General features: G+C 68.8%; 16 protein-coding genes. 5 read left to right on the top strand and 11 right to left on the bottom strand.

Annotated elements, in window-relative coordinates; all coding sequences use genetic code 11:
* Positions 1-161: 161 nt before the first annotated feature.
* Positions 162-1,028, bottom strand: coding sequence for a TIGR04255 family protein (locus AC1DWP_RS10405; RefSeq protein WP_477614388.1), 867 nt, complete (start codon positions 1,026-1,028; stop codon positions 162-164).
* A 720-nt stretch (positions 1,029-1,748) separates the two neighbouring features.
* Here AC1DWP_RS10405 and AC1DWP_RS10400 point away from each other — a divergent pair.
* On the top strand, positions 1,749-2,126 hold the full coding sequence (locus tag AC1DWP_RS10400; protein WP_477614387.1) for a VOC family protein: 378 nt from the start codon (positions 1,749-1,751) through the stop codon (positions 2,124-2,126).
* 87 nt (positions 2,127-2,213) lie between these two features.
* Here the strand turns inward: AC1DWP_RS10400 and AC1DWP_RS10395 are convergent, their stop codons facing one another.
* The 4 genes from AC1DWP_RS10395 to AC1DWP_RS10380 all read right to left on the bottom strand — a co-directional run bounded on the left by AC1DWP_RS10395 (position 2,214) and on the right by AC1DWP_RS10380 (position 3,477).
* Positions 2,214-2,450 (bottom strand): hypothetical protein, encoded by a 237-nt coding sequence (locus tag AC1DWP_RS10395; protein WP_477614386.1) that lies wholly within the window; start codon positions 2,448-2,450, stop codon positions 2,214-2,216.
* 110 nt (positions 2,451-2,560) lie between these two features.
* Entirely contained in the window at positions 2,561-2,851 is a 291-nt protein-coding gene (locus tag AC1DWP_RS10390) for an MMPL family transporter (protein ID WP_477614385.1), read from the bottom strand.
* On the bottom strand, positions 2,848-3,102 hold the full coding sequence (locus AC1DWP_RS10385; RefSeq protein ID WP_477614384.1) for a DUF3303 domain-containing protein: 255 nt from the start codon (positions 3,100-3,102) through the stop codon (positions 2,848-2,850). The genes AC1DWP_RS10390 and AC1DWP_RS10385 overlap by 4 nt, the downstream gene beginning before the upstream one ends.
* A 126-nt stretch (positions 3,103-3,228) precedes the next feature.
* Positions 3,229-3,477: a hypothetical protein gene (locus tag AC1DWP_RS10380; protein WP_477614383.1), complete on the bottom strand. Its 249-nt coding sequence runs from the start codon at positions 3,475-3,477 to the stop codon at positions 3,229-3,231.
* 196 nt (positions 3,478-3,673) lie between these two features.
* Here AC1DWP_RS10380 and AC1DWP_RS10375 point away from each other — a divergent pair, with 196 nt between their 5' ends.
* Together AC1DWP_RS10375 and AC1DWP_RS10370 are read left to right on the top strand one after the other, a co-directional pair.
* Entirely contained in the window at positions 3,674-4,009 is a 336-nt protein-coding gene (locus AC1DWP_RS10375) for a hypothetical protein (RefSeq protein ID WP_477614382.1), read from the top strand.
* Positions 4,009-4,251: a hypothetical protein gene (locus AC1DWP_RS10370; protein WP_477614381.1), complete on the top strand. Its 243-nt coding sequence runs from the start codon at positions 4,009-4,011 to the stop codon at positions 4,249-4,251. The genes AC1DWP_RS10375 and AC1DWP_RS10370 overlap by 1 nt, the downstream gene beginning before the upstream one ends.
* Here AC1DWP_RS10370 and AC1DWP_RS10365 read toward each other — a convergent pair.
* Positions 4,248-6,482 (bottom strand): MMPL family transporter, encoded by a 2,235-nt coding sequence (locus AC1DWP_RS10365; RefSeq protein WP_477614380.1) that lies wholly within the window; start codon positions 6,480-6,482, stop codon positions 4,248-4,250. The genes AC1DWP_RS10370 and AC1DWP_RS10365 overlap by 4 nt on opposite strands.
* Positions 6,483-6,691: 209 nt before the next feature.
* On the opposite strand from AC1DWP_RS10365, the gene AC1DWP_RS10360 reads away from it, so the two are divergent.
* Positions 6,692-8,071 carry a pyridine nucleotide-disulfide oxidoreductase gene (locus AC1DWP_RS10360; RefSeq protein WP_477614379.1) on the top strand — a complete coding sequence of 460 codons (1,380 nt, stop codon included), beginning with the start codon at positions 6,692-6,694 and terminating at the stop codon, positions 8,069-8,071.
* 12 nt (positions 8,072-8,083) lie between these two features.
* Here the strand turns inward: AC1DWP_RS10360 and AC1DWP_RS10355 are convergent, their stop codons facing one another.
* Both AC1DWP_RS10355 and AC1DWP_RS10350 read right to left on the bottom strand, forming a co-directional pair.
* Complete coding sequence (locus tag AC1DWP_RS10355) at positions 8,084-8,716, bottom strand: FMN-binding negative transcriptional regulator (RefSeq protein ID WP_477614378.1); 633 nt, start codon at positions 8,714-8,716, stop codon at positions 8,084-8,086.
* A gap of 5 nt (positions 8,717-8,721) precedes the next feature.
* Positions 8,722-9,651 carry a DMT family transporter gene (locus tag AC1DWP_RS10350; protein WP_477614377.1) on the bottom strand — a complete coding sequence of 310 codons (930 nt, stop codon included), beginning with the start codon at positions 9,649-9,651 and terminating at the stop codon, positions 8,722-8,724.
* Here AC1DWP_RS10350 and AC1DWP_RS10345 point away from each other — a divergent pair.
* Complete coding sequence (locus AC1DWP_RS10345) at positions 9,650-11,062, top strand: aminotransferase-like domain-containing protein (protein WP_477614376.1); 1,413 nt, start codon at positions 9,650-9,652, stop codon at positions 11,060-11,062. The genes AC1DWP_RS10350 and AC1DWP_RS10345 overlap by 2 nt on opposite strands.
* Positions 11,063-11,226: 164 nt before the next feature.
* On the opposite strand, the gene AC1DWP_RS10340 is transcribed toward AC1DWP_RS10345, so the two are convergent.
* The 3 genes from AC1DWP_RS10340 to AC1DWP_RS10330 are packed head-to-tail and all read right to left on the bottom strand — an operon-like array spanning position 11,227 to position 12,568.
* Complete coding sequence (locus tag AC1DWP_RS10340; RefSeq protein WP_477614375.1) at positions 11,227-11,718, bottom strand: SRPBCC family protein; 492 nt, start codon at positions 11,716-11,718, stop codon at positions 11,227-11,229.
* 55 nt (positions 11,719-11,773) lie between these two features.
* A complete protein-coding gene (locus AC1DWP_RS10335) occupies positions 11,774-11,965 on the bottom strand; it encodes a hypothetical protein (protein WP_477614374.1) in 192 nt (63 codons plus the stop codon).
* A gap of 48 nt (positions 11,966-12,013) precedes the next feature.
* Positions 12,014-12,568, bottom strand: coding sequence for a DUF6584 family protein (locus AC1DWP_RS10330; RefSeq protein WP_477614373.1), 555 nt, complete (start codon positions 12,566-12,568; stop codon positions 12,014-12,016).
* Positions 12,569-12,652: the final 84 nt, after the last annotated feature.

Here is a 12,652-nt window from a genome sequence, read left to right as displayed (position 1 = left end):
ACGCGAAAACGGGTCACTGGTCAAACTGACCGGGTTGCAGGCGGGTGTGGACGCGGCAGCGCCACTGAGACGTGCTTGGGCGGCCACCCGTGGGTCATATCGAGTGCCAGTCGCGTACTGAGGGACGGTCTTCGTTGCTTCACTTCTGACTATCAATGCCATCAGCCCATCAGCCCTCTCGTCGCGTCGGTTACGCACGCCTCAAAAACGTAGTTCTTGGCCAGCCGGAGTCTATCCAGGGTAGCTGTTATCACTTCATCAAACGCAGGATCTGCCGTGTCGCGGTTCACCAGAGTCTTAACGTCGATGTCAAGGAGCATCCATCCGCCGGGCTGCTCCTTCGTTCCCTCTATGAACGTCGATGTGACAGTGGCCTGCGCCTCCTGAGCCGGAAGCGGGATGTCCACCTGCATGAATAGGCCACTCAGTGTCTGTGGCAACTGGGCGGGGATGTCGACGGAAATTCGTAGGTAATCCTTGATCTCGACGGGGCGGTTGGGCATTGGGATGTGGTTGACGAAGCGCACTCCAATCCCCACCAACTTGCTCGGGCCACTTGTGTCACGGTATATCTCCCAGGCGCGCTCAGCGCCGCTCATGAAGTCATCCCAATGGCTGTAGTGGCCACGGCAAATGAACGCAAAACTCTGGGCGCTTACCTGAACGGTCCTAGCATTGTCACCAGTACTGAAGGCGAAACCCACCTGGTTGTCCCGGGTCTGACTCGAGATGGTGCCGTTGTCGAACTTGACCTCGTGCTCGACGTTGTAGATCGTCTGCGGTTCCCCAAAACTCTCACCAAAGTCGAGGCTGGCCAACCGCTTGACGCGCTCGTCTGTGGGGGCGACTCGAAATTCCAGGATCGCCTCCACGATGGGGGCGTTCTTGTACCGCCGGCCGAGGTCCAAGCCGGGGACCGGCTCCCAGCCGTCCAAGTAAGAGGACTCTGAGTGCGTCAGGTGGAGCCTCCTCAGTGAGGTGACCGCGAAGTGGCGGTCGCGTTCAGGGTTGTCCAGGGCACGAGTCATTCTGAGCCTATACGACCCCCGCCGTGGCTTCGCGGAACTCGACGCCAAGGATCTGCAGTACGACTCGAGAGGCTAACGAATACCGAGTGAGATTCGTGCGATCTGGCCGCCGGTTGGGAGCACCTCGCAGCTCGACAGCGACCCCGCCGTGCCGGACCGTGCGGTCGACGGCTGGTCCCGGAGCTGTGGTCGTTGTATGAGGACCTTCGTACAGTCGGACGTCGGGCTCGATGAAGGGCTGTGGTTAAGCCTCACGCCCACCGAGACACCTGAGTGGAAGCATGGAACGACTTTGTCGTCACACCATCGATGAACACGCTGCCGTCCACGACGCGGCCCAAGCGGGGGTGGCACCCCACGACAGGACCGCTCGGAGTTTGCAAGTGGAGGTCCAATCCCACCGGCGGACCACCAGCGGGCCACAGTTGGCGGTGTGGAGGGGTCACAGAGGGTCACCTGAGGTGTCGAATGGCAGCACCAGCAGAGAGTCGCAGTTGGCAACGACAGGATTCCCAAGCTGGACACGCGGGTTCGATTCCCGTCACCGGCTCCACAGACGAACGAGGCACGAGCTACAAGCCGTCCGGGCGCTCGCAGGTCACCCGAATGGCGCAGGTGGGGGCAAGGCTTCGGAGGTAGCGTTTCAGAGGGTCGTCGCCCCGATCCCGGCCCGGCCCGCCAAGAGGCGCACTTGCGCGGAAGCTGGGGAGGTTTGTGGAAATGTTCGAACCACTGAGGGCAGTACCGACCATCGCGGTGTCAGACATCGAGAGGGCGAAGCAGTTCTACGGCGAGACCCTGGGCCTGAAGACCATCGACTCGAGGGCCGACGGCGTCAGGTATGACGGGGGCGGAGGGACGTTCGTGCTCGTCTATCCCTCTGGGTTCGCCGGCACGGCCACGAGCACCTACATGGGCTTCACCGTGGACGACGTGGAAAAGGCCGTCGCTGAGCTCCGGGACCGCGGCGTCGTCTTCGAGGAGTACGACATGCCGGGGCTGAAGACCGTCGACGGCATTGCCGAGATCGAAGGCGTCAAGGGCGCCTGGTTCAAGGACCCCGACGGCAACATCTTGTCGATCAACCAGGAGCTCTGACTCCGGACCGGTCCAGGGGCGGCTCGATGGAGCCGCCCCCGTCCCGGGGTCGAACTTCAGGACACGCGTGATGCTGACCGGCTGTACTCAGAAATCGCCGCCACCGTCGCCTGAGCCGAAGTCCTGGAAGAACCCCATCGACAGACCCGGCATGCCCCTGCCGGCGTCGCCATCGAGGCTTGCCTCTCCCATCGAGTACTCGCTGGCCGGAAGCTCGGAGACGGTCCCGCAGCGCTGGCAGGTGGACACCACCCACTCGTCGACCTCTCGGTGCTCCCACACGTGGTTGCGGATCGCGCAGCCGACCCTATTTCTCAGGTTCATGGTTCGAGTGTGAGGATCTCCGAGCTGCCAGTCTGTGCTGCGCGTTACACAGCGGGCGTCACTCTCGCGATGCCAGCTGCACCAGCCAAGGGCCGGTGCACCCCGCCTGGCTAGCGACTCGCTTCGACAGACCGCTCTACCCGGTCCGCGGCCTCTTGAGCGACCGCCGCACCCTTGAGCTTGCGGGGCCAGGCACTGAAGTCGCCCAGCAGCGTGAGGAGCGCCGGCACCAGGATCGTCCGCACGACCAGCGCGTCGATGAGGACGCCCAACCCCATGACGAACGCCAGCTCTCGGAACTGCCGCAGCGGGATCAACGCAAGCATCCCGAAGCTCGCCGCCAAGGTGACCCCAGCCGCGGTGATCGCCCTTCGGGGGACCTTCGTGAAAGTGTCGGTCACTCCTTGGGAACTGGGACCTCGCTGACCGGTGTGATCGTGCTAGTGCAGCGCTTGAAGCCAGGCCAGAGGAACTTGTGGACAGCATTGACGTCCTCGGCCTCGACGACCAGGAAGAGCGTGTGCTGGGCGTTCGCGCCGTAGCGACCGATCAGCGTGACCCCCTCGACACTGGCGTCATACAGCGAGTTGGAGCCGCCCTCGTCTCTGGGGCAAAGCTCAGGACTGTGAACCTGCGTGATGTGGAACAGCACTGATCCTCCTCATGCACCCGCTCCAGTTGGAGACTCCATGGTGGACCGGGTTGGCGCCGATGTCACTGGAGACGACGACTGCGCGGCGCCCCGCACTGGGCGGTCGCCGGCTCCTGCACCGTGCGGTCAGCAATCGCCGCCACCGCCACCCCCACAGTCGCCGGATCCGAAGTCCTGGATGAACCCGATCCAGGCGCCAGGTATGCCCCGACCGGGGTCGCCACCCGTGGTCCGCTTTCCCTCCGTGTACGCGCTGGCCGGAAGGTCAAAGACGGTTCCGCAGCGCTGGCAGGTGGACACGATCCAGTCGTCGAGCTCTCGGTACTCCCACAGGTGACCATGAATCGCGCATCCGACCTTCTGTCTCAGCCTCATGGTCCGAGTGTCAGGGCCCTCGGGGCGCCCGTCTGTTCCGCGCGCGACACAGCAGCACGCGATTCTCGCTGCCGCCGAAGGTGCAGGGCAGGGACCCCAGGCTCAACCCATCCATCGATCCGTAGCCCGCGAGGCCGCTGACTCTTGGGCCGGATGAGGATGTTGTCGCGCGGGGCCGCCGGCCAGACAATGGGCCATGACCCGGCGCAGGCTCACGGACATCCTTGCGGTTTCGCTTGGAGGTCTGTACATCGTCGCGGGGATCGCGGAGACGACTCGCGCCGTGGTCACCGGTGACGGAGGGATCCCCTTCTGGTTTGGATCCCTGGTCGGTGGTGGCGCACTGATCCTGCTCGGAACGCTGGCTCCCCTTGGGCGACCGAGGTTGGCCCGCGGCCTCGTCACGGCGGGATGCCTCGCCGGGATTCTCGCGACCATGTGGACGCTGGTGATCCCTCTGTTCGCGCTGGCTGTCGTGGTCCTCGTGCACCTGAACGGCGAGGATGCCCTGCCCCGACAGTCGGCCTCCTGATGATCTCGATTCTCGGATCCTGGAGAGTTGCCGACGGCAACGGTGCCGCGCGTCAGCCCACGGAGCAGGTCGACATCTCGGTGACGCACTGGGCAGGGCAGTACGTGCCACCGAGCGCCTGGCCCCGCGTCTGCGGCCCGGACGGCTACACCGACCCGCCGGTCACGGATGCGACCGGTAAGGACTGCAACGTGTTCGACGGTGTCTTTCTCGACGACGGCCGAGGGCCGAGGCCGCGCTAGCGGCTCGCTTCGACGGCCCGCTGCTCGTCGTCTGCGGCCTCTTGAGCGACCGCCGCACCCTTGAGCTTGCGCGGCCAGGCACTGAAGTCGCCCAGCAGCGTGAGGAGCGCCGGCACCAGGATCGTCCGCACGACCAGGGCGTCGATGAGCACGCCCAGCCCCATGACGAACGCCAGCTCACGGAACTGCCGCAGCGGGATCAACGCAAGCATCCCGAAGCTCGCCGCCAGGGTGATGCCGGCTGCGGTGATGGCGCCAGACGTCTCCGGGATCCGCTCAGCGATCGCCTTGCGCAGCGTCGTGTGGTTGGCCCGGGTCCAGACGTGGCCGACCCCGTAGATGTTGTAGTCGGACCCCAGCGACAGCAGCAGGACCGAGGCGGCGAACGGGACGTAGAACGCCACGCCCTCGTGGCCCAGCCGGTCCTGGAAGACCAGCGTCAGACACCCCAGCGAAGCGGCGAGGGCAAGCACGCTGCAGCCGAGGAGGAGGACCGGTGCCACGATGGCACGCAGGAACACCATGAGCAGGACCAGGTTGACGAGCAGCACCGCGATCGCGATCCGCTGGAGGTCGGCGTTGGTCGCCGCCACGAGCTCGCTGGCCACGGCCGTGTCCCCTGCCACGCCGTAGCGGGCTCCTTCCAGCCCCGCCCGCTGCAGCATGCCGGGCATGGCCGCCGACAGGCGGTTGAGGTCGTGGATCGCCGTCGGGCCAAGCGGGTCGTGGTCGAGGATCACGAGGAGGCGAGCGGCATCGCCACTCTTGGTCACCAGCGCGCCTCGCACGACTTCGTCGGGCAGCGCGTTGGGACTGAGGACGCCGGCTACCCCCGGCTGTTTGTCCAGCTCCTGACCGAGGCGGGTGAGCTTCTCCCGGTCGGTGCCGACGCCGCTGCCTTGCAGCAGGAGCTCGGTCGGCGCGACGATCCCGGGCGCGAAGCCCGAGGACGCGGCCTGCGCGGCGGCATGCGGCTCGCTGTCCGTGGGGAGCGAGGCGACGAAGGAGACGCCCAGGTGGAGGCGCCCCACGTCGGCGGAGAGGGCCGCGAGCCCGAGCACACAGGCTCCTCCGAGGACGAGCGCCACCACCCTGACAGTCAGCACGCGGGCGGCGGCGCGCGCCACGGGGAGAGTGCGGCTCCGCTTGGGTCGGGTCGGCCAGAACAGGGCGTGACCAAAGATCGCCATGAGTGCCGGCAACAAGGTCAGCGAGACGACCACGGCGGACAGCACCGACAGCGAGAGCACGGGTCCGAAGGCGCGGAAGAAGCCCGACTTCGCCACCAGCATCGCGGCACTGCCCGCCGCCACCGCGATCCCCGCCACGAGGACGATCCGGCCGGTCTGCGCGGCCGAGGCCTTGGCCGCCGTCAGCTTGTCGAGGCCGTCTTCGAGGCCGGTGCGCATGCTGGAGAGGTAGAAGATGGCGTAGTCCGTCACGATGCCCAGCACCAGGGCGAGCACCAGTGGTTTGAGCTCCTCGGGCGCCCCGCCCTCCACGAACCCGCCGGCGTAGTTGGTGATGCGCACGGCCAGGAAGTACGACGCCGCGGCCGTCACCAGCGCGACGAGCGGGGCGACGACCGAGCGGAACTTGAGGGCGACGATCCCGATGACCGCCACGAGGGTGGCGCCCTCGAGCAGCAGCAGGTGGTCGTAGAGGATCTTCGACTGCGCAAGCTGGGCGGGGACGGTGCCCGTCACCCCGACGAGGTGGTCATCGGGCTGGTTGACGTGCTCTCGACCGAACGCGCCGGCAGCGGCGACCTCCGCGCCGAAGGTCGTGCCCGGCTTGGTGAAGACGTAGCTCAGCGCCGTGGTGCCCTGCTCCGACGACGACGGGAAGGCGCCCTGCGTGTTGGCGATGGGCACGACGGCCACGATGGGGCCGACGTCACCAATCGTGCGCTGGGCCACGCCGACCGCGCGCTCCAGTGCTCGCTGCTGCGCGGCCTGGGTCAGGCCGTGCTCGTCGCGTTGGACCAGCATCGTGCGCGACAGGATGGGGAACCCGAAGGCCTTGGCCGACGTGGTCTCCGTCGCGATGGCTCTGCTGTTGGGCGGTGCGAACCCGCCCAGATCCGCGTTGGGGGTGGTTGCCGGGAGCCAGACGGCGGCCGCGATCGCGCCGGCTGCCCACCCCAGCACGACGAACCAGCGGAGCCTGACCACCAGCCAGGCGTAGATCCTGGCGAACGAGCCGGCCTCGGACTTGCGCCACGACCTCATTGATCAGCCTTCCGTGTATGGAGAAAGGACTATCCCATTTCAGGGCCTGCCACATCCCGGGGCGTGCCTCGGGAGGTGGCAGGCCCACGCTGGGGCCAATTCTGGGTATGCCGCGTCGCGACGGTGCACGTCGCGACGGCGCGCCTCGCGCGGCATACCCCCCAAGCGGTCCATAGACGCGCCGACCGGGAGCGTGGCAGCGTGGATTCATGATGCGCACTATCGACGCTGACTATCTCGTCGTGGGGGCCGGTGCCATGGGGATGGCATTCACGGACGCGCTCATCGACCATGCCGACGTCCGCGTGGCCCTGGTCGACCGTCGCCATGGGGTCAGTGGGCACTGGCTCGAGGCGTACCCCTTCGTGCGCCTGCACCAGTCCTCTGCCTTCTACGGCGTCGCGTCGACCCTGCTCGGGGGAGGCCAGCTGCAGCAGCGTGGTCCCGAAGAGGGTCTTCAGGAGCGAGCGTCCCAGTCGGAGATCTGCACCTACTACGCGCGGATGCTCGACCGGATGGTGGAGTCGGGGAAGGTCGAGTTCTTCCCCAACTGCGAGTATGTCGCTGACCGCGGAGTCGTCTCGCGGATCTCGGGTGAGCGGTTCGAGGTGTCCGAGGGGTGCCGCATCGTCAACGCCGCCTACCTCGCCCCCAGCATCCCTGCGGAGAAGCCGGCGCCCTTCGATGTCGCCGACGACGCCAGGGTGCTGCCGGTCAACAACCTCGCCCGGCTGGAGGAGGCACCGAGCCAGTACGTCGTCGCCGGGTCGGGCAAGACCGCGACCGACGCCTGCATCTGGCTGCTGTCGCGCGGCGTCGACCCCGACGCGATCTGCTGGGTGCGGCCCCGCGACCCGTGGATGGTCAACCGGGCCGTGGTCCAGCCCAACCCCACGATCTTCCTCGGCATGGCCGCCGACACGATGCGGGCAGCGTCCCAGGCGACTTCGCTCGACGACCTGTTCCTCCGCCTGGAGGAGGCCGGCATCATGCTGCGGGTCGACCGGACGGTTCTGCCGACGATGGCCAAGGCCCCGACCCTGGCCACGTGGGAGCTCGAGCAGCTGCGCACGCTCGAGAACGTCGTGCGACGGGGGCACCTCAAGACCGTGGACCGGGGGAAGCTCTCCTTCGCCGACGGATCGGTCGCCGTCGCGGAGGACGCCCTCGTCGTGCACTGTGCGGCGGACGGGCTGAAGTACCCCCCGCTCGTCCCCGTCTGGCGTCCCGAAGGGATCACCCTGCAGGCGATCCGGGCCGGCTTCCCGTGCTTCGGTGCGGCCCTGGTCGGGTACGTCGAGGCGACCCGGCAGGACGACGAGGAGAAGAACCGGCTCTGCCCGCCGACGCCGTACGGCAACTCAATGGCGGAGTGGGCGAAGATGAACGTCCTGGGCACGCGGGCCGCCATGTCCTTCATGGCCGAGCCCGACATCAAGGAGTGGTCGAACCAGGTCGCGCTCAACCCGGCGCGCATCCCGCCCGGACACCCCGAGTCGGCAGCACTGGATGACGCGCGTGAACGCCTGGCCACCCACACCGGTCCCGGGTTGGCAGGGTTCGCCGCGCTGATGGGAGCCAACGGCTGAGGTGAGGTGAGGTCAGGCAGGCTTGGACCCCCACGCCCGCATCTGGCCGGCCACGGCATCAGCCTCGCGAGAGTCTTCGTGCAGCAACCCGTCCACCACTCCTGCCCGGTCCGCTGCCGAACGGTTCTGGCTGAGCTTGGCCTTCGCCTCGACCCGCTCGACCGAGATCTCGACCCCGACGATCGCGCGCAGCTGCCCCTGGAGGTACTTCTGCGGCGCATCGGCACTGCGCCACGGCGCCGCACGATGGCCCTCGTGCCGCTCGACCAGCTCGTCCACCGCCCCGCGGACCCACTCGCCGTCGTCGTGCACCGTCGCCCGCCCGCTGAGCTGCACGACCGAGTAGTTCCACGTGGGCACGACCCTGCCGTGCTCGGCCTTGCTGGCGTACCAGGAAGGAGAGATGTAGGCCTGCGGACCGGTCACGACCAGCAGGACGGGTTCGTCTGCGCGGATGGACCTCCAGTGCGGGTTCGCCCGCGCCAGGTGGGCGATGACGGTGTCACCGCGCCACACGATCGGGAGCAGGGTCGCCAGCGGGTAGCCGTCCGGACCAATCGAGACCAGCTGCGCCGAGCCGATCTCCTCGACCATCCGTCGGATGGCCACGACGTCGTCCAGGGCGTTGAAGTGCGGCAGGTACATGGCCGTCAGTCTCCCTCCGCGCTGAGCCGCACCCGGACGGCAGCACCCGCGCACAGGACGACGACCAGCCCGCCGACGATCGTGACCCAGGTCAGGTCCTCCCCCAGCAGCAGTCCCGCCCAGGCGATCGAGAGCACCGGCTGGACGAGCTGGACCTGGCTCACCTGGGCCATCGGGCCGATGGCCAGGCCGTGGTACCAGGCGAAGAAGCCGAGGAACATGCTGACCACACCGAGGTAGGCGAACGCCGCCCACTGCGTCGCAGTCGCGGACGGAGGCTGGTGCGACGCGGACAGCCCTGCCAGGAACACCATCAGCGGCGAGCACAGCACGAGCGCCCACGAGACCGTCTGCCACGCACCGAGCTCCCGCGCCAGCAGGCCACCTTCGGCATAGCCGACTGCCGCAGCCACCACGGCGCCGAAGAAGAGCAGGTCCGACCACCGCAGGTGCCCGAGGCCGCCCCACTGGGCCGACGCGAAACCCATCGCCGCGACCGCCCCCACCAGGGCGATGACCCAGAAGGCGACCGGCGGGCGTTCGTGACCGCGGAGCACGGCCATCGTCGCGGTGGCAGCCGGCAGCAGCGCGATGACGACGGCTCCGTGGCTCGCGGGCGCTGTCGTCAGGGCGAAGGACGTCAGCAGCGGGAAGCCGACGACCACCCCGCCGCCGACCACCGCGAGCCGCGCCCACTGGCGACCACGCGGCATACGTTGGCGGGTCAGGGCCAGTGCCGATCCGGCCAGCACTGCCGCGACCACGGCGCGACCCGATCCGATGAACAACGGCGACAGGCCGCCGACGGCCACCCGCGTGAACGGCACGGTGAACGAGAAGGCTGCTACCCCGACCAGTCCCCACAGCATCCCGGCCAGTGGCGTCGCGGATACCGCCGAGCCACGAATCAGAGTAGCGCTACTATGTTGCGTCATGGACAACGATAGCAGTTCCCGGATCGCGGCAACACTGCGCGACTGGATTGCCAGCGCTCCACCCGGGGCGCGCGTCCCCACGACGCGGGTCCTGGTCACCCAGCACCAAGCCAGCCCGGTCACCGTCCAGAAGGCCCTGCGCGAGCTCACGACCCAGGGACTCGTCGAGACCCGCCCCGGCGTCGGGACGTTCGTCCGAGCGGTCCGCACGGCACGCCCGTCGGACTACGGCTGGCAGACGGCGGCCCTGCGAGCACCCCAGTCACGCGGCCAGGCCGTCTCCACCGCGATGCGGAGCGCGCCCAACGACGTCATTGCCCTGCACTCCGGCTACCCCGAGCGCGAGCTGCTGCCCGAGCGGCTCGTGCGATCGGCCCTCACCAGGGCGGTGCGTGGGGACACGGCGACCTCGCGCCCACCGGCGGCCGGGCTCCCCGAGCTGCAGTCGTGGTTCGCGCACGAGCTGGGCGCCGCAAGCTCCGTGGGGGTCACGCCACCCGCCGCGAGCGATGTCGTCGTGCTGCCGGGGAGCCAGAGCGGACTCAGCTCGGTGTTCCGCGCCCTGGTGGCCGGCGGACAGCCGGTGCTCATGGAGTCGCCCACCTACTGGGGTGCCATCACCGCCGCTGCCCAGGCCGGGGTGCGCGTCGTCCCGGTGCCGTCAGGACACGACGGCCCCGACCCCGACGAGCTCGCGCGGGCCTTCGAGGAGAGCGGCGCCCGGGTGTTCTACGCGCAGCCCAACTACGCGAACCCCACCGGCGCCCAGTGGTCGACCGAACGCGCGGAACAGGTGCTCGACGTCGTCCGCGACCACGGCGCGTTCTTGGTCGAAGACGACTGGGCCCACGACTTCGGCATCACCACGACGCCCAGACCCGTTGCGGCGCATGATGATTCGGGCCACGTGATCTACCTGCGCTCACTGACCAAGAGCGTGTCGCCGGCGCTGCGCATCGCCGCCGTCATCGCTCGCGGACCGGCGCGGGAACGCATCCTGGCGGACCGCGGAGCCGACTCGATGTACGTCAGCGGCCTCCTCCAGGCGGCAGCTCTGGATGTCGTGACCCAGCCCGCGTGGCAGACGCACCTGCGCAGCGTCCGCGAACAGCTCCGAGCCCGACGCGACCTCCTCCTCGACAGCCTTCGCGAGCACGTCCCGCAGGCCCACGTCGAGCACGTGCCGACGGGTGGCCTGAACCTCTGGGTACGCCTCCCCGACGGGACGGACCTCGAGCGGCTCGCGGCGGACTGCCTGCGCGACGGCGTCCTCGTCGCCCCGGGGACAGAGTGGTTCCCCGCCGAGCCGGCGGGGGCCTACCTGCGACTGAACTACACCGGGCCCAATCCCGGAGCCTTCCCCGAGGGCGCGCGGATCCTGGGCGCGGCCCTCGAGCGGCTCCGCGCCTAGCGGGAACCACGTGAACCGGGCCTGCGCGTGACGCTGAACTTCCACCCTGACCGCCAGCACCGCGGCATACCGATCCTGCTGGCCATGGCGCGCGACGGGCGCTATCGCAACCAGTTCGAGACCGGCACCAGCAACGGTGGCCTCACGGCGCACCAAGGCGGCGATCAGGCCGGGGCCTGCCGCTCGACGAGGGACTTCAGGTTTGCCAGCTCCTTGCGAGCCTCAGTAGGGCTCAGGATCGCCAGCTCAATGACCTTGCCGACAGGACCGAGGCGGCGGCGCCACTGTGTGGAAACGTGGAGCTGCAGGTCGGTGCCACCCGATCGCCCGCTGAGGCGTGAGGTCACCTCGAGCTGCAGGCCGAAGTAGGCGTCAGTCCTCGTGACCAGTTCGTGGGGTGCGTCGGCGCGCAGCACCGTCGTGCGCGCGGACAGCGGGCCACGCCTCGAGACGTACGTGGAGCCGGGCTCGCCATGGCCACCCTGCAGCTCCCCGATGGACGGCTTTCCAGTCTGCCACTGCGGAATGCGGGTGGGGTCGACATAGGTGTGCCACACCTGCTCAGGTGTTGACTTGATCCAGACGGAGTGCTCCAGCTCGCCCACGCGATCCACCTCCGCGCCGACGACGACGCCGACACCCACAAGCGTACGCATCCGGCGCCCGCGCAGCCTAGGACCGCGTCCCCCCATCTGGCGGGCCTCGCGCGGGTCAGGCGGAACGGCGCAGGGCGGCGACGGGAGGCAGGTCGTCGAGCGCCGAGAAGACCGCCGTGTCGCAGACCGTGCAGCAGAAGCCGCCGGGCAGGTCGTCGATCACGGGCACGAGGATCCGCTCGCCCTGGCACTCGTCACACCAGGCCTGGACCGCGTGCAACAGCAGCACATCCGAGGTGTTGTCCATGCGTCGAGAGTGACAGGAGCCACCGACAGCCGGGTGGACCCACGCCGTTCAGCCGGGGACCATCCAGCCCAGGAGGGTCACGAGGCCGATGACGGCGCACACCACGAACAACCCTGCCAGGGCCACGGCAATGATCGTCGCAGCATCCGGGCCACCCTCTCCGGCGCTCGAGCCGGGCGGCGCGTCCGCACCCGGGGGCCGCGGCGAGCTGGTCGCGGTGGTTGGCGTCTTGGCCTGCTCAGCCCGTCGCCGCAGCGCGTCGACCCGCTTGTTGCCCTCCCGCTCCCGTACCGACCGCGGCAGGCTGCTCCACATCTGGCCGAAGTGGTCGCCGTGCCGTTCCCGCCACGCCTCGACCGCCTCGTCCACGTCCTTGCCGCGTCGGGCCGTGCCGAACCAGGCGGCCCCCGCCGCCGGCAGGTCACGCATCGCGTAGTTGACCTCGCCCAGCAGCTCCAGCGCCTCGGCGTCGAACTCCCCCGCCAGGTGTCCGACAAGGCGCTCGCGCGCCTTCCACTCCCGCCCGGCGTCGAGGTCGGCCCGAGCACGCTGGACCGCGTTGCTCGGCTGGCTCGAAGGCTGCGTCTGGGGTTCCTCGGTCACACCACGTGAGTATGCCGTGCCCTCCCCCGCGCGCCCGCGTCATCGGGGGCACGCGGCATACGTCATCCGTTTGGTGGGGAATCC

It is taken from the genome of Pedococcus sp. P2_F6, assembly GCF_056403675.1.
This window is presented reverse-complemented; position numbering and strand designations above follow the sequence as displayed.